Source organism: Streptomyces sp. YKOK-I1, assembly GCF_054660435.1.
Genome location: NZ_BAAGDR010000001.1, coordinates 2,897,802 through 2,912,970, shown reverse-complemented (window position 1 = coordinate 2,912,970; position 15,169 = coordinate 2,897,802). Strand labels below are relative to the sequence as shown.

Annotated in this window: 15 protein-coding genes; 9 read left to right on the top strand and 6 right to left on the bottom strand. The window is 73.5% G+C overall.

Annotation, left to right across the window (positions count from 1 at the left end):
- Positions 1 to 5: 5 nt before the first annotated feature.
- Genes ACYQ8Q_RS12560 through ACYQ8Q_RS12550 form a run of 3 tightly spaced genes read left to right on the top strand, consistent with a single transcriptional unit; the run spans position 6 to position 2,596 of the window.
- The gene (locus ACYQ8Q_RS12560; RefSeq protein WP_460064500.1) at positions 6 to 794 is read left to right on the top strand and encodes an SDR family oxidoreductase; all 789 of its coding nucleotides are present in this window, start codon (positions 6 to 8) and stop codon (positions 792 to 794) included.
- A gap of 15 nt (positions 795 to 809) precedes the next feature.
- Positions 810 to 1,421, top strand: a complete 612-nt coding sequence (locus ACYQ8Q_RS12555; protein ID WP_460064498.1) for a TetR/AcrR family transcriptional regulator — start codon at positions 810 to 812, stop codon at positions 1,419 to 1,421.
- A 17-nt stretch (positions 1,422 to 1,438) separates the two neighbouring features.
- Positions 1,439 to 2,596, top strand: coding sequence for an acetyl-CoA C-acetyltransferase (locus ACYQ8Q_RS12550; protein WP_460064497.1), 1,158 nt, complete (start codon positions 1,439 to 1,441; stop codon positions 2,594 to 2,596).
- Here ACYQ8Q_RS12550 and ACYQ8Q_RS12545 read toward each other — a convergent pair.
- Genes ACYQ8Q_RS12545 through ACYQ8Q_RS12530 form a run of 4 tightly spaced genes read right to left on the bottom strand, consistent with a single transcriptional unit; the run spans position 2,580 to position 5,919 of the window.
- Positions 2,580 to 3,629, bottom strand: a complete 1,050-nt coding sequence (locus ACYQ8Q_RS12545; protein ID WP_460064496.1) for an NAD(P)H-dependent flavin oxidoreductase — start codon at positions 3,627 to 3,629, stop codon at positions 2,580 to 2,582. The genes ACYQ8Q_RS12550 and ACYQ8Q_RS12545 overlap by 17 nt on opposite strands.
- Positions 3,629 to 4,342 (bottom strand): CoA-transferase subunit beta, encoded by a 714-nt coding sequence (locus tag ACYQ8Q_RS12540; protein ID WP_460064495.1) that lies wholly within the window; start codon positions 4,340 to 4,342, stop codon positions 3,629 to 3,631. The genes ACYQ8Q_RS12545 and ACYQ8Q_RS12540 overlap by 1 nt, the downstream gene beginning before the upstream one ends.
- Positions 4,339 to 5,175: a CoA transferase subunit A gene (locus ACYQ8Q_RS12535; protein ID WP_460064494.1), complete on the bottom strand. Its 837-nt coding sequence runs from the start codon at positions 5,173 to 5,175 to the stop codon at positions 4,339 to 4,341. The genes ACYQ8Q_RS12540 and ACYQ8Q_RS12535 overlap by 4 nt, the downstream gene beginning before the upstream one ends.
- The gene (locus ACYQ8Q_RS12530) at positions 5,176 to 5,919 is read right to left on the bottom strand and encodes an enoyl-CoA hydratase family protein (RefSeq protein ID WP_460064492.1); all 744 of its coding nucleotides are present in this window, start codon (positions 5,917 to 5,919) and stop codon (positions 5,176 to 5,178) included. It lies immediately after the preceding gene.
- Between the two features lie 55 nt (positions 5,920 to 5,974).
- On the opposite strand from ACYQ8Q_RS12530, the gene ACYQ8Q_RS12525 reads away from it, so the two are divergent.
- Together ACYQ8Q_RS12525 and ACYQ8Q_RS12520 are read left to right on the top strand one after the other, a co-directional pair.
- A complete protein-coding gene (locus ACYQ8Q_RS12525; protein ID WP_460064490.1) occupies positions 5,975 to 6,742 on the top strand; it encodes an SDR family oxidoreductase in 768 nt (255 codons plus the stop codon).
- Position 6,743: 1 nt separating this feature from the next.
- The gene (locus tag ACYQ8Q_RS12520) at positions 6,744 to 7,649 is read left to right on the top strand and encodes an SDR family oxidoreductase (protein ID WP_460064489.1); all 906 of its coding nucleotides are present in this window, start codon (positions 6,744 to 6,746) and stop codon (positions 7,647 to 7,649) included.
- An 11-nt stretch (positions 7,650 to 7,660) separates the two neighbouring features.
- Here the strand turns inward: ACYQ8Q_RS12520 and ACYQ8Q_RS12515 are convergent, their stop codons facing one another.
- The gene (locus ACYQ8Q_RS12515) at positions 7,661 to 8,179 is read right to left on the bottom strand and encodes a hypothetical protein (protein WP_460064488.1); all 519 of its coding nucleotides are present in this window, start codon (positions 8,177 to 8,179) and stop codon (positions 7,661 to 7,663) included.
- Positions 8,180 to 8,195: 16 nt separating this feature from the next.
- Positions 8,196 to 9,107 (bottom strand): hypothetical protein, encoded by a 912-nt coding sequence (locus ACYQ8Q_RS12510; protein ID WP_460064487.1) that lies wholly within the window; start codon positions 9,105 to 9,107, stop codon positions 8,196 to 8,198.
- Positions 9,108 to 9,192: 85 nt separating this feature from the next.
- Between ACYQ8Q_RS12510 and ACYQ8Q_RS12505 the strand changes: the two genes are divergently transcribed.
- From ACYQ8Q_RS12505 to ACYQ8Q_RS12490, 4 genes are all read left to right on the top strand, one after another.
- The gene (locus ACYQ8Q_RS12505) at positions 9,193 to 9,543 is read left to right on the top strand and encodes a chorismate mutase (RefSeq protein WP_460064486.1); all 351 of its coding nucleotides are present in this window, start codon (positions 9,193 to 9,195) and stop codon (positions 9,541 to 9,543) included.
- Positions 9,544 to 9,725: 182 nt separating this feature from the next.
- Positions 9,726 to 12,209: an aminopeptidase N gene (gene pepN, locus ACYQ8Q_RS12500; protein ID WP_460064485.1), complete on the top strand. Its 2,484-nt coding sequence runs from the start codon at positions 9,726 to 9,728 to the stop codon at positions 12,207 to 12,209.
- 144 nt (positions 12,210 to 12,353) lie between these two features.
- Positions 12,354 to 13,697: a pyridoxal phosphate-dependent decarboxylase family protein gene (locus ACYQ8Q_RS12495; protein WP_460064483.1), complete on the top strand. Its 1,344-nt coding sequence runs from the start codon at positions 12,354 to 12,356 to the stop codon at positions 13,695 to 13,697.
- 24 nt (positions 13,698 to 13,721) lie between these two features.
- Positions 13,722 to 15,143, top strand: coding sequence for a lysine N(6)-hydroxylase/L-ornithine N(5)-oxygenase family protein (locus tag ACYQ8Q_RS12490; RefSeq protein WP_460064481.1), 1,422 nt, complete (start codon positions 13,722 to 13,724; stop codon positions 15,141 to 15,143).
- Positions 15,144 to 15,169: the final 26 nt, after the last annotated feature.

Here is a 15,169-nt window from a genome sequence, read left to right as displayed (position 1 = left end):
GCGGTATGACAGACGTCGAGACTCCGGCGTACGTACCCGGCCACGGACTGCTCGCGGGCCGCACCGCCGTCATCACCGCGGCGGCCGGCGCGGGCATCGGCGGCGCCACCGCCCGGCGCTTCCTGGAGGAGGGCGCCCGCGTCGTCATCAGCGACGCCCACACCCGGCGCCTGAAGGAGTACGAGGCCGAACTCGCCGCGGAGTTCGGCACGGCCTCGGTCACCGCGACCCCCTGTGACGTCACCGACGACAGCCAGGTCCGGGCCCTGTTCGAAGCGGCCGTGCGGACGCACGGACGGCTCGACGTCGTCGTCAACAACGCCGGGCTCGGCGGCACCGCACCCCTCGTCGACATGACCGACGACCAGTGGACCCGCGTCCTGGACGTCACGCTGAACGGCACCTTCCGCTGCACCCGGGCCGCGCTCCGCCTGATGCGCGACAGCGGGCGCGGCGTGATCGTCAACAACGCCTCCGTCGTCGGCTGGCGCGCCCAGGCCGGACAGGCCCACTACGCCGCCGCCAAGGCCGGGGTGATGGCGCTGACCCGCTGCGCGGCCATCGAGGCCGCCGCCTACGGCGTCCGCGTCAACGCCGTCGCACCGAGCCTCGCCATGCATCCGCACCTGGTGAAGGTCACCACACCCGAACTCCTCCAGGAGCTGACCGCGCGCGAGGCCTTCGGCCGGTACGCCGAACCCTGGGAGGTCGCCAACGTGATCGTGTTCCTCGCATCCGGCTACTCCTCGTACCTGACGGGCGAGACCGTCTCCGTCAGCAGCCAGCACGCGTAGGACGACAATGGGCCCGTGCCGACCAAGAAGAAGCCCCAGGTGACCGCCGCGCCCGCGCGGCGGCGCGAACTCCTCGACACCGCCGCCGAGGTCTTCGCCGAGCAGGGCTACAACGCCACCACCGTCCGCAAGATCGCCGACCACGCGGGCATGCTCGCCGGCAGCCTCTACTACCACTTCGACTCCAAGGAATCGATGCTGGAGGAGATCCTGCGCACCTTCCTCGACGAGCTGTGGGACGGCTACGACACCGTCCTCGACGCCGGTCTCGGCCCGCGCGAGACCCTCGAGGCCCTGGTCACCGAGTCGTTCCGGGAGATCGACCGGCACCGCGCCGCCGTCGCGATCTACCAGAAGGAGAGCCGACAGCTGGTCGCGCAGGAACGCTTCGCGTTCCTCGCCGAGTCCCAGCGCAGATTCGAGAAGGCGTGGCTGGCCACGCTGGAACGCGGGGTCGCGCTCCAGGTCTTCCGCGCCGACCTCGACGTCCGTCTCACCTACCGGTTCGTCCGCGACACCGTCTGGGTCGCCGCGTCCTGGTACCGGCCCGGCGGACAGCACAGTCCGGAGGAGATCGCCCGGCAGTACCTGTCGATGGTGCTGGACGGGATCGCCGTACGCACGTAACCCACTGGGGAGTTGCCATGGCCGAGGCCTACATCGTCGAAGCGGTCCGAACGCCCGTCGGGCGGCGCGGGGGAGGACTGGGCGCGGTCCACCCGGCCGATCTGGGCGCCCATGTGCTGAAGGAACTCGTCGCCCGCGCGGCCGTCGACCCGGCCGCCGTCGAGGACGTCGTGTTCGGCTGCCTGGACGCCGTCGGACCGCAGGCCGGGGACATCGCCCGCACCTGCTGGCTGGCCGCCGGGCTGCCCGAGGAGGTGCCCGGCGTCACCGTGGACCGCCAGTGCGGCTCCTCCCAGCAGGCCGTCCACTTCGCCGCGCAGGCCGTGCTCTCCGGCACCCAGGACCTGGTCGTCGCGGGCGGGGTGCAGAACATGTCGCAGATCCCCATCGCCTACGCCACCCGCCAGGCCGCCGAGCCCCTCGGCTTCACCCAGGGCCCCTTCGCGGGCAGCGAGGGCTGGCGCGCCCGCTACGGCGACCGGCCCGTCAACCAGTTCGCCGGAGCCGAGATGATCGCCGCGAAGTGGGGCATCAGCCGCCAGGACCAGGAGGAGTTCGCCCTGCGCTCCCACCGGCGCGCGGTACGGGCGATCGACGAGGGCCGCTTCGACCGGGAGACCGTCGCCCTCGGCGAGGTGACGGCCGACGAGGGGCCGCGCCGGGACACCTCCCTGGAGAAGATGGCCGCCCTCAAGCCCGTCATCGGCGGCGGGACCGTCACCGCCGCCTGCTCCTCCCAGGTCTCCGACGGCGCCGCCGCCATGCTCCTCGCCTCCGAGCGCGCGGTCCGCGAACACGGGCTCACCCCCCGCGCACGCGTGCACCACCTCTCCGTACGCGGCGAGGACCCCATCCGCATGCTGACCGCGCCCATCCCGGCCACCGCCCACGCCCTGAAGAAGACCGGCCTCACCCTCGACGACATCGACCTCGTCGAGATCAACGAGGCCTTCGCCCCCGTCGTCCTCGCCTGGCTGAAGGAGACCGGCGCAGACCCGGACAAGGTCAACGTCAACGGCGGCGCCATCGCCCTCGGCCACCCCCTCGGCGCCACCGGCACCAAACTGATGACCACCCTCCTCCACGAACTGGAGCGCACGGGCGGTCGCTACGGCCTCCAGACGATGTGCGAGGGCGGCGGCCAGGCGAACGTGACGATCATCGAGAGGCTGTGAGGCGGTCTCTCACCGACTCGGCCTCCTTCACGATCCGCGCCACCAGCTCCGCGCACGACGGCAGGTCGTCGATCACCCCGGCGACCTGCCCGGAGGCCATCACACCGAGGTCCGTGCGGCCGTCCACCATCGCCGACCTCAGCAGCATCGGGGTGTTGGCGGCCAGCAGGACCTGGCTCCAGGACAGGTCCTTGCCGTGCTTCATGGCGAGCCCGTCGCGGACCAGCTGCCGCCAGGACAGCCCCGACAGCCTCCGGAAACCGGCCGCCCGGCGCACCGCGCGCAGCAGCGTTCTCGCCCGGCCGGAGTCCTCCAGCGCCGTCACCAGGTCCGTGCGGAGCATGCGGTGCGGAAGGCCGTCCACCGCGCGGGTGACCGTGACGTCCCGGACCGTGGCCGCCAGATAGCGGGCCTTCACCGGGTCCGGCACCGTCGAGTCCGACGTCAGCAGGAAACGCGTGCCCATCGCCACGCCCGCCGCCCCGTAGGCCAGCGCCGCGACCAGACCCCGCCCGTCGAAGAAGCCGCCCGCCGCCACCACCGGGATGTCCACCGCGTCCACCACCTGCGGCAGCAGCACGGTCGTCGCCACCTCACCGGTGTGCCCGCCGCCCTCCCCGCCCTGCACCACCACCGCGTCCGCCCCCCACGCCGCGACCTTCTCGGCGTGCCGCCGCGCCCCCACGGAGGGGATCACGACGACCCCGGCCTCCTTCAGCTCGGCGATCAGCTCCCGGGAGGGCGCCAGCGCGAAGGACGCCACCCGCACCCCCTCGTCGACGACGATCCGCACCCGGTCCCCGGCGTCCCCCGCGTCCGCCCGCAGATTCACCCCGAACGGCGCGTCCGTACGGGACTTGACCTCCCGTACCGCCTCCCGCAGCCCGTCCACGGTCATCGTCGCCGAGCCGAGCACGCCCAGCGCGCCCGCCTCCGCCACCGCCGACACCAGCCGGGGCCCCGCCACCCAGCCCATCCCGGTCTGCACGATCGGATGCCGCACCCCGACCAGCCGCGTCAGCGCCGTCTCCATCAGAGCGGGACCTCCCGCGCCCGGGTGTTCCCCGGATCGAGCACCTCGCGGATCAGCCGCAGCTCCGCGGCGGACGGCTCACGGGTGCACGGCACCTCGTCCGCGGCCACGAGCGCGAACCCCGTCGCCTCCCGGACCTCCTCCACCGTCACCCCCGGATGCACCGAGGCCAGCCGCATCGCGCGGTCGGGCGTGGCGAAGTCGAAGACGCCCAGGTCGGAGACGACCCGCGGGATGCGGTGGTGCCGGGCGCCGGCCGCACGGTCGTACCCGACCCCGCACACCATGTCGACCCGCTCGACGAACACCCGCCGGGAGTGCCTGGGGATCCAGTAACTGGTCGGGTTGTTCAGGGTGTTGACCGGCGCCCCGCGCACCCCGAGGAGCTGCCGCACCGGCCGGGCCCAGTCGCCGACGCAGGAGATGTTCTGGTTGCCGTACCGGTCGATCTGGCTCGCGCCCATCATCACGTGCCGCCGCCCGCCGGTGACCAGCTCCAGATGCTGCCGGTACGGCAGCCAGCCCTCGGCCGTTCCGTCCGGCCGGACGAGCGTCGCCTCGCCGTCGGTCAGCAGCAGGTCCGGCGCGAAGGTGAGCCGGGCCAGCCGGGCCCCCACGGAGGGGATCAGCCCCATCGGGCTCGCCAGGATCTCGCCGCCGTCCCGCCAGGCCTCGGCGCAGGCGATCACGCAGTACTCGGCACGCGTGGTCATGAGTCCTCCTCGACGGCCGCCCGGTACGCCGCCTCGTCCCCGGCCAGATACCGTGCCGCGAACTCCTCCCACGGCGTGGTCGCGTACCGCTTCTGGAACGCCTCGTCCCGGCCGTAGTCGGGCGCGCAGGACGTGAAGTGCGCGCCGCCCGGCGCCTCCACCACCCCCGTCACCGCATGCCGCTTGATCAGCAGGCTCTGCGGCGGCGCCGCCTTCGTCAGCTCGGCCGTGTCCACGATCCGCTCGCAGGACAGGTACGCGGTGTCCGCCGCCGCGCAGAACAGGTCGTCGAAGTACGGGTCCGGGCCCAGATACTGCCCGTTGCCCAGCCGGTCGGCCCGGTTGACGTGCACCAGGGCCGCGTCCAGCCGCAGGGCGGGCATCGCGACGAACGTCTCCCCGTCGTCGTACGGCGAGGTCACCGTCCGCAGGGCGGGGTTGACCCGCATCACGTCCGAGCCGATCCCCGCCCGCACCGGCAGGAACGGCAGCCGGTTGGCGGCGGCCCGCAGCCCCCACATGAACATCGCCTCGTCCACCTCCGTCAGCTCGAACGCACCGCGCTCACGGGCCGCGCGGTAGTGCGGTTCGAGGGGGATCGAGTCGAGGGTGGCGAACGCGGCGACCAGTCTGCGGATCCGCCCGGCCGCCGCCAGCATGCCGACGTCCGGGCCGCCGTACGACACCACGGTCAGATCGGTCACCCCGGACCGCAGCAGGGCCCGGACCAGGGCCATCGGCTTGCGGCGCGAGCCCCAGCCGCCGATGCCGAGGGTCATGCCGCTCTCCAGCCGGGAGACCGCCTCCTCGGCGGTCATCGTCTTGTCGGTCACCTACCCGCGCTCCTTCCCGAACGTGTCGCGGACCCGGTCGGCCACCCCCGAGACGCTCGCCTCGAAGGTGAACCCCTGCTCGAAGCGGTAGCTGCGGCGCACGTCGACCGGGTCGATGCCGTTGAGGGCCGCCTTCGCCAGCCGCAGCAGCTCCCCGTCCTTGGCGGCGATCTCCCGCGCCACCTCCAGCGCGGCCGCGCGCAGCTCCTCGCGCCGGACCACCCGCCACACCGAGCCGTGCGCGTGCAGCTCGGCCGCGGTGACCGTGCGCGAGGTGAAGTACAGGGCGCGCATCAGGTGCTGGGGGACCAGCCGGGCCAGATGGGTCGCCGCGCCGAGCGCGCCCCGGTCCAGCTCGGGCAGCCCGAACACCGCGTCCTCGCTCGCCACGACCAGGTCGGCGTTGCCGGCCAGGCCGACGCCGCCGCCCAGACAGAAGCCGTGCACCGCCGCGACCACCGGGACCTCGCACTCGTACACCGCCGCGAACGCCTCGAAGCAGCCGCGGTTGACGCCGACGAGCGCGCCCGGCCCCCGGGTCTGGAGCTCCTTGATGTCCACGCCCGCGTTGAACCCCCGCCCCTCGGCGGCCAGCACCACACACCGGGTGCCGGGGTCGCGGCCGGCCGCGCGCACCGCGTCGGCCAGCGCGAACCAGCCGCTCACCGGCAGCGCGTTGACCGGCGGGACGTCGACGGTGACCAGTGAAATCCCCTTTTCGGGGGACGAGGTGGAGACACCCATGGAAGCATCAGCTACCTTTCCACCAAACGTTTGTTAGGTGGAAAGGTAGCAGCGAATGGAGCTGGACGGGAAGGTCGCCGTCGTCACGGGCGGCACCCGGGGCGTGGGTGCCGGTATCGCGCGCTCCTTCGCGCGCGCGGGCGCCGAGGTGGTGGTCGTGGCCCGCCGCCCCCCGGAAGTCCCGCTGCCCAGGACCGGGTTCGCGGCCCTGGACGTGCGGGACGCCGACGCCGTACGGGAGTTCTTCGCCGGGCTGCCCCGGTGCGACGTGCTGGTCAACAACGCGGGCGGCGCGCCGTACCGCCGGCTCGCCGACGCCCCGGCCGAGCGCCACGCGCGCGTGGTCGAGCTCAATCTGCTCGCCCCGCTGACCGTCTCCCTCGCCGCCCACGCCCACCTGAGGCGGGCCGGCGGCGCGGTGGTGATGATCGGCAGTGTCAGCGGCAGCCGCCCCTCGCCGGGCTCGGCGGCCTACGGCGCCGCCAAGGCCGGTCTGGAGCACCTCGCCCGCTCGATGGCCGTCGAGTGGGCGCCGGAGGTGCGGGTCAACACCCTGGTCGTCGGCATGGTCCACACCGAGCTGGCGCACCTGCACTACGGCGGCCCCGAGGGCGTCGAGGGCGTCTCCCGCACGGTCCCGCTCGGCCGGCTCGCCCAGCCCGCCGACGTGGGCGCGGCGGCCGTCTTCCTCGCCTCCGACGCGGCCGCGTACATCACCGGGGCGAGTCTGCTCGTGCACGGGGGAGGGGAGCGGCCCGCGTTCCTCGACGCCGCGACGGCCAACAAGGACGGCAAGGGCACCCAGGACAGGCAGGAGGCCTGAGATGGCAGCACTCTGCGACGGCCGGGTGGTCGTCGTCACCGGCGCGGGACGCGGCCTCGGGCGGGCGCACGCGCGTGCGTTCGCGGCCGAGGGCGCCCGGGTCGTCGTCAACGACCTGGGCGTCGGCCTGGACGGCGCGCCGGGACCCGACAGCCCCGCCGGACAGGTCGTGGCGGAGATCCGCGCGGCGGGCGGCGAGGCGGTCGCCCACGGCGGCGACATCGCCACCCCCGAGGGCGCGGCCTCCCTGATCGCCACCGCCCTGGAGACCTACGGCCGGCTCGACACCCTCGTCAACAACGCGGGCTTCCTGCGCGACCGGATGCTGGTCAACCTGGACGAGGACGACTTCGACGCCGTCCTGCGCGTCCACCTCAAGGGGCACTTCCTGCCGCTCAAGCACGCCGCCGCGCACTGGCGCGCCGAGACCAAGGCGGGGCGCACGCCGGCCGCCCGGATCGTCAACACCGGCAGCGGTGCCGGACTGCTGGGCTCGGTCGGGCAGGGCAACTACAGCGCCGCGAAGGCCGGGATCGTCGGCCTGACGCTGGTCGCCGCCGCCGAACTCGCCCGCTACGGCGTCCAGGTCAACGCGATCGCGCCCGCCGCCCGCACCCGGATGACGGAACGCACGTTCGCCGAGACCATGGCGGCCCCCGAGTCCGGCTTCGACGCCATGGCCCCGGAGAACGTCTCACCGCTCGTGGTCTGGCTGGGCTCCGCCGCCAGCGCGGGCGTCACCGGCCGGGTCTTCGAGGCGGAGGCGGGCCGGATCACCGTGATGGAGGGCTGGCGTCCGGGGCCCACCGCCGACAAGGGCGCGCGCTGGAGCCCGGCGGAGGCGGGGGAGGCCGTACAGAAGCTGCTGGCGACGGCCGAACCGCCGGGGGCGGTGTACGGGGCGTAGTCGTCACTCCGTCAGACGGGCCGTGGCCTTCCGCTGGGCTTCCCGGCGAGGGCCACACCCCGGTGCGGGCCGGTCTGCTCACCGCCACCTTCTCCGCCGACGGCTTTCTCACCGCCCCGGCCGCCGACGCCCTCGCCGTACGCCACGCACGGCCCGTCCTGGCCGCCGGAGCACTGCTCAGGGCCGGCGGCTTCGGCTGGGTGGGGGCCGCCGTCGACCGCGCCGCCGCCGTCCACAGGGGCACCCGGCCGCTCGCCCCCGGCGCCGGCCTCGGCTTCCTGGTGGTGCCCCCGGCCAACGTCGTCCTGTCCGCCGTACGCCGCCGACCTCGCCGACGGCGCCTCCGGGATCCTCTCCACCGCCCAGCGGTTCGGCGGCGCCCTCGGCGCGGCGATCCTCGGCACCGTGTTCTCCGGCCACGCCGACCAAGGGCTCACCGAGGCGCTGGGCACCGCGACGCCCTGGGCGACCGGCGGGGCAGTGCTGTGCACGGCACTGCCCCGCACGGCGATCTCCGGCTCCTGACGCATCCCCGGGCCGGAAGCCTTACGTGTCGCACTCCAGAACCGTCCGGCACAGCCCGCACCGCGCCCGGACCCGGCCCTTCACGGGCACCCTGATCCGCTGATGGCAGGTGGGACAGGGAAACGTCACCCGCAGCGGCCCCAGCGGATCCGGCGCGAACGCGTACGGCGGGTCCGCGGCCGTCGCCGGCCCGTGGTCCCCGCCGTGCCCACGGCCCTGCGCGCGGCGCCGGTCCCGGGCGTACCGGCGCCGCCCCGCCCACCCCGCCGCCGTCAGCGGCGGCTGCCGCCCGTCGTGCAGAGCCCGCTCACGGCCGCGCACATACGCCGTGTACGCCTCGGCACTGGTGAACCACGCCGACGGATCCTCCCCGAACACCAGCGACCGCTTCGCCAGCACATAGCCGAACTCCTCCGGCGTCAGATACCCCAGCTTCTGCGAGGAGGCCGCGTCCTCCCGGTAGGCGTCCAGCAGCAGCCAGCCCGCGCCCAGATACGTCGTCGCCGTGTCCGTGAGGATCTCGTTGTCCCGCGTCCCCGCGAACGACAGATCCAGCCGGTGCAGATACACATGCATGATCTCGTGCGCCAGCGCCGCCCCGATGTCCCGCCGATGTGTCCGGAAACGGTCGTTCAGCTCGACGAAGTACTCCGGACCCGCCGCCAGCTCCACGTTCGCCGCGTGCTCCATCTCCCGGAACGCCACGATCATCCGCGCGTCCGGCAGCCGGTAGTGCCGCACCAGCTCCCGCGCCACCCGCTGCGTCCCCAGATGCAGATCGTCGGTGTCGCAGAACGCCACGTCCACCGGCGGCACACTGGCCGCGAACTGGTGGATCGTGTCGTACGACAACCTCCTGTACAGCGCCGTGACGGCGGCCCGCACCGTCTGCAGATGCGGAAAACCGTGCTCGACCGGTCCACCGTTGGCCACGCCCGCACCCCCAAGACGTCTGCACCCGATTCCACTGTACGGGCAGCACGGTGGCCCGGAACGGCATGCCCTAGGGTGATCGCCCATGACCACCCGCAACACCCCCGGAACCGGCGCCGCAGGCGTCGACCCCGCCGTCCGCGCCGAACTCGACCGGCTGCGCGACAGCATCGACAACATCGACGCGGCCGTCGTCCACATGCTCGCCGAGCGCTTCAAGGCCACCCAGCAGGTCGGCCACCTCAAGGCCCGCCACCAGCTGCCCGCCGCCGACCCGACCCGCGAGGCCCGCCAGATCGAGCGGCTGCGCACCCTCGCCGAGAACGCCAAGCTCGACCCCGCGTTCGCCGAGAAGTTCCTCAACTTCATCATCGCCGAGGTGATCCGCCACCACGAGCGCATCGCCGAGGACACCGCGACCCCCACGGCCGGCTGACCCGCACCGGGCCGCGGCGCCCACGGCCGGCCCGGGGACACCCGCTCGCCCCCGACGGCGAGAACCGGCCGGGCCCCGCCCCACCACGGGCGATGCCCGGCGCCTCCGGCGCGAGAAGGGACATTGGGCGCGTAACGATCCGCCCCTGTGCCCGGCCAGCGGTATCAGGCAGCATGTCGTGCATGTCCGTACTGACGCGCGACGAAGCGCTAAGCCGTGCCCGGCTCCTCGACGTCCACCGCTACACCATCGAGCTCGACCTGACCACCGGCGACGAGACCTTCGGCTCCCGCACCGCCATCAGGTTCACCGCGCACACCGATGGGGACACCTTCGTCGAGATCAAGCCCGCCGACCTGCGCTCGGTCACGCTCGACGGACAGCCGATCGACCCCGACAGCCTCGACGGCAACCGGATCGCCCTGCACGGCCTCGGCGCCGGAGAACACGAACTGCGCGTCGACGCCCGCATGCGCTACTCCCGCACCGGCGAGGGCATGCACCGCTTCACCGACCCCAGCGACGGTGAGACCTACCTCTACACCCAGCTCTTCATGGACGACGTCCAGCGCGTCTTCGCCGCCTTCGACCAGCCCGACCTCAAGGCCGTCTTCGACCTCACCGTCCGCGCCCCCGAAGGCTGGACCGTCCTCGCCAACGGCGTCACCGAACACCTCGGCGACGGACAGTGGCGCGCCGCCACCACCCCTCTCATCTCCACCTACCTCGTCGCCGTCGCCGCCGGCCCCTGGCACTCCGTGCGCACCGAACACCGCGGCCTGCCCTTCGGCCTGCACTGCCGCCGCTCGCTCGCCCCCCACCTCGACGCCGACGCCGACGAACTCCTCGACATCACCCGCGCGTGCTTCGACCGCTACCACGAGAAGTTCGAGGAGCCCTACCCCTTCGACTCCTACGACCAGGCCTTCGTCCCCGAGTTCAACGCCGGAGCCATGGAGAACCCCGGACTCGTCACCTTCCGCGACGAGTTCGTCTACCGCTCCGCCGTCACCGACACCGAACGCCAGACCCGCGCCATGGTCGTCGCCCACGAGATGGCCCACATGTGGTTCGGCGACCTCGTCACCCTCACCTGGTGGGACGACATCTGGCTCAACGAGTCCTTCGCCGAGTACATGGGCTACCAGACCCTCACCGAAGCCACCCGCTTCACCGACACCTGGACCGACTTCGGCGTCGTCCGCAAGGCCTGGGGCTACGACGCCGACCAGCGCCCCTCCACCCACCCCGTCGCCCCCGAGGACGTCCCCGACACCGCCTCCGCCCTCCTCAACTTCGACGGCATCTCCTACGCCAAGGGCGCCTCCGCCCTGCGCCAACTGGTCACCTGGCTCGGCGAGAAGGACTTCCTGGCCGGCATCAACACCCACTTCGCCCGCCACAAGTTCGCCAACGCCACCCTCGCCGACTTCATCGACTCCCTCGCCGCCGGCACCGACCGCGACGTCCACGCCTGGGCCGACGCCTGGCTGCGCACCACCGGCGTCGACACCCTCACCCCCGTCGTCACCGGCGACAACGGCGACCACCACCTCACCGTCGAACGCACCGGCAGCCGCCCCCACCGCATCGCCGTCGGCCTCTACGACCTCGACCTCCCCGGCGACGAGGGCCGCCTCACCCGGCGCGGACGCCTCGAACTCGACGTCCCGCAGGACGCACCCGTCCCCGTCGGCAAGCGCCCCACCCTGCTCCTCCTCAACGACGGCGACCTCACCTACGCCAAGATCCGCTTCGACGCCCACTCCTTCCAGGGCGTCACCGCCAACCTCTGCGGACTGCCCGACCCGCTCACCCGCGCCGTCGTCTGGAACGCCCTGCGCGACGCCGTCCGCGACGGCGAACTCGCCCCCACCGCCTACCTCGACGCCGCCCGCGCCCACCTCCCGCACGAGAGGGACCTCGCCCTCGTCCAGGGCGTCCTCGCCTTCGCCGGCACCCAGATCGCCGGCCGCTACCTCGCCCCCGACGAGCGCCCCGCCGCCCTCGCCACCCTCTCCGCCCTGTGCCGCGACCTCATCCGCCGCACCGAGGACGGCGACCACCCCGGCCTGCGCCTGATCGCCGTACGCCACTTCATCAACGTCGCCGCCCAGCCCGACACCATCGCCGCCTGGCTCGCCGACGGCACCGTCCCCGGCGGCCCCGAACTCGACCCCGACCTGCGCTGGCGCGTCCTCGCCCGGCTCGCCGTCCTCGGCGCCACCGACGAGAGCGCCATCGCCGCCGAACTCGAGCGCGACCCCTCCGCCGCCGGCCGCGAGGGCGCCGCCCGCTGCCGCGCCGCACTCCCCGACAAGGACGCCAAGGCCAGGGCCTGGGCCGCCATGTTCGCCTCCGACGACCTCTCCAACTACCTCTTCACCGCCACCGCCCAGGGCTTCTGGCAGCCCGAACAGGCCGACCTGGTCCGCCCGTACGTCTCCCGCTACTACGAGGACGCCGTCGCCGTCGCAGCCCGCCGCGGCCCCGCCATCGCCGACGCCGCCGGCCACTGGGCCTTCCCCGCCCACGCCGTCGACACCGAGGCCCTCGCCCTCGGCGAGACCTGTCTGCGCGACGCCGACCCCATCCCGGCCCTGCGCCGCAAACTGACGGACCAACTCGACGACCTGCGGCGAGCTTTGAAGGTGCGCACGGCCTAGCCCGGACCGGCCCCGCGACGACCCCGCGACGACCCCGACGATCGGTACCCCCTTTCGGGTACCGATCGTTGCTCTCTTCGGGCGTGTCCCCGCACCGGCGTACAAGGTGGAACCCCCCCGCCACACGCCCGCCAGGAGGACCCCATGAGCACCCCGCCGCTCGCCTCAGGCCCCGAGGCCGCCGACGCACTCCGGCCGCTCCTCGCCACCGTCCTCGACGCCCTGGACGCCGGCCGCACCGCACGCGGCGGACCCCTCCCGGCCGGCGGCCCCGACACGGTCGCCGCCCGGCTGAGCGCCGCCGTCGGCGACGTACTCCCCGACCACGGCGACCCCCACGCCCTGCCCACCCTCGTCCGCGCCCTCGCCGAAGGCTCCGCCGACCCCGCGCACCCCCTGTGCGCCGCCCATCTGCACTGCCCGCCCCTCGCCGTCGCCACCGCCGCCGACCTCGCCGTCTCCGCCCTCAACCCCTCCCTCGACTCCTGGGACCAGGCCCCGGCCGCCTCCGCACTCGAAGCCCTCGTCACCCGGACCCTCGCACAGCTGGCCGGCCTCACCGACGCCCTGATCACCACCGGCGGCACCGAGTCCAACCAACTCGCCCTGCTCCTCGCCCGGGAGACCCTCGGCCCCGGCGTCCGCCTCCTGTGCGGCGCCAACGCCCACCACTCCCTGGCCCGCGCCGCCTGGCTCCTCGGCCTGCCCGGACCCGTCGTCGTCCCCGCCCCCGCGGGCACCCTCGACCCCGCAGCCCTCGACGCCGCCCTCACCACCGTCCCCGGTCCCCACCTGGTCGCCGCCACCGCGGGCACCACCGACGCCGGACTCATCGACCCCCTCCCCGACCTCGCCGCCGTCTGCGCGGCCCACGGCGCCCGCCTCCACATCGACGCCGCCTACGGAGGCGGCCTCCTCTTCAGCGACCGCCACCGCCCCCGGCTCGCCGGACTCGACGCCGCCCACACCGTCACCCTCGACCTGCACAAACTCGGCTGGCAACCCGTCGCCGCCGGACTCCTCGCCGTCCGCGACCCCGCCGACCTCACCGCCCTGCACAGCCACGCCGACTACCTCAACGCCGACGACGACACCGAAGCCGGCCTCCCCGACCTCCTCGGCCGCTCCCTGCGCACCACCCGCCGACCCGACGTCCTCAAGATCGCCGTCACCCTCAAGACCCTCGGCCGCCACGGTCTCGGCGCCCTCGTCGACCAGGTCTGCGACCACGCCCACGCCTTCGCCGCCCTCGTCCGCGACCACCCCGGCCTCGAACTCCACGCCCCGCCCACCATCAGCACCGTCCTCTTCCGCCCCACCGGCGCCACCGACACCGCCGTCGCGGAGATACGCCGCCGCCTCCTCACCGACGGCCACGCCGTCCTGGGCCGCGCCCGCCTCGACGGCCGCCTCTGGCTCAAGACCACCCTCCTCAACCCCCACACCCGCCCCCACGACCTGGCCGCCCTCCTGAACGCGGTCTCCTGAAAACAAACAAGGAAGCACCCCCGTATGAACACGCCCCCACCCCCGGACAGCGACACCCCCCGCGACCTCGTCGGCATCGGCATCGGCCCCAGCAACCTCTCCCTCGCCGCCCTCGCCCACCCCCTCGCCGAACTCGACGCCGTCTTCTACGAACAACGCCCCCGCTTCGACTGGCACCCCGGCCTCCTCATCGACGGCGCCCGCGTCCAGGTCCCCTTCCTCGCCGACCTCGTCACCCTCGCCGACCCCACCAGCCCCTGGAGCTTCCTCAACTACCTCAAGGCCCACCACCGCCTCTACCCCTTCTACTTCGCCGAGCGCTTCCACATCCAGCGCGCCGAATACGACACCTACTGCCGCTGGGTCGCCGACCACCTCCCCGGACTCCACTTCCGCCACCAGGTCGACGCCGTCCGCTGGAACCCCGAACGCGACATCTTCGAAGTCGACTTCACCCAGCTCGACACCGACGGCGAAGCCGAGGCCCTCGGCCGCACCCACACCAGGAACGTCGTCCTCGGCATCGGCACCGAACCCCACGTCCCCGACCCCCTGCGCCCCCTCGTCGACGCCCCCGGCGTCCCCGTCCTGCACGCCGCCGACTACCTCGCCCACCGCGACACCCTCCTCGCGGCCGGCCATGTCACCGTCGTCGGATCAGGACAGTCCGGCGCCGAGGTCTTCCTCGACCTCCTCCGCCACCGCCCCGCCGGCCGCGAACAACTCCACTGGATCGGCCGCACCGAGGCCTTCGCCCCCATGGAGTACTCCAAGCTCGGCCTCGAACACTTCACCCCCGACTACACCCGCTACTTCCACGCCCTCACCGAACCCGTGCGCGACCGCCTCGTCGGCGCACAGTGGCAGCTCCACAAGGGCATCGACGCCGGCACCCTCGCCGCCATCCACGACGAGCTCTACCGCCGCACCCTCGACGGCGGCTGGCCCGACGCCGTCCTCACCCCCGGCGTCCAGGTCCGCACCGCGGGCCGCATCTCCACCACCCGCATCGAACTCCACCTCGAACACACCCAGCAGAACACCCGCTCCCGCCTCACCACCGACGCCGTCGTCCTCGCCACCGGCCACCGCGAACGCCCCCTCGACCGCATGCTCGCCGGCCTCGACCCCTATCTGCGCCGCGACAGCGCCGGACGCCCCCGCATCGACGCACAGTTCCGCCTCGCCCTCGACCCCTCCATCACCGCCACCGGCTGCCAGATCTACGTCCAGAACGCCGAACGCCACACCCACGGCATCGGCGCCCCCGACCTCGGCCTCGCCGCCTGGCGCAGCGCCACCGTCCTCAACACCCTCACCGGCAAGGACAACTACCCCCTGCCCACCCGCACCGCCTTCACCACCTTCGGCCTCGAACAACGACAGCCCCAGATCCCGCCCGCACGCCGGCCCCACACACTGACCCCCCTGCGCGACGGAATCTGAGGCCGTCACCTCGGTTCAGAGCATGG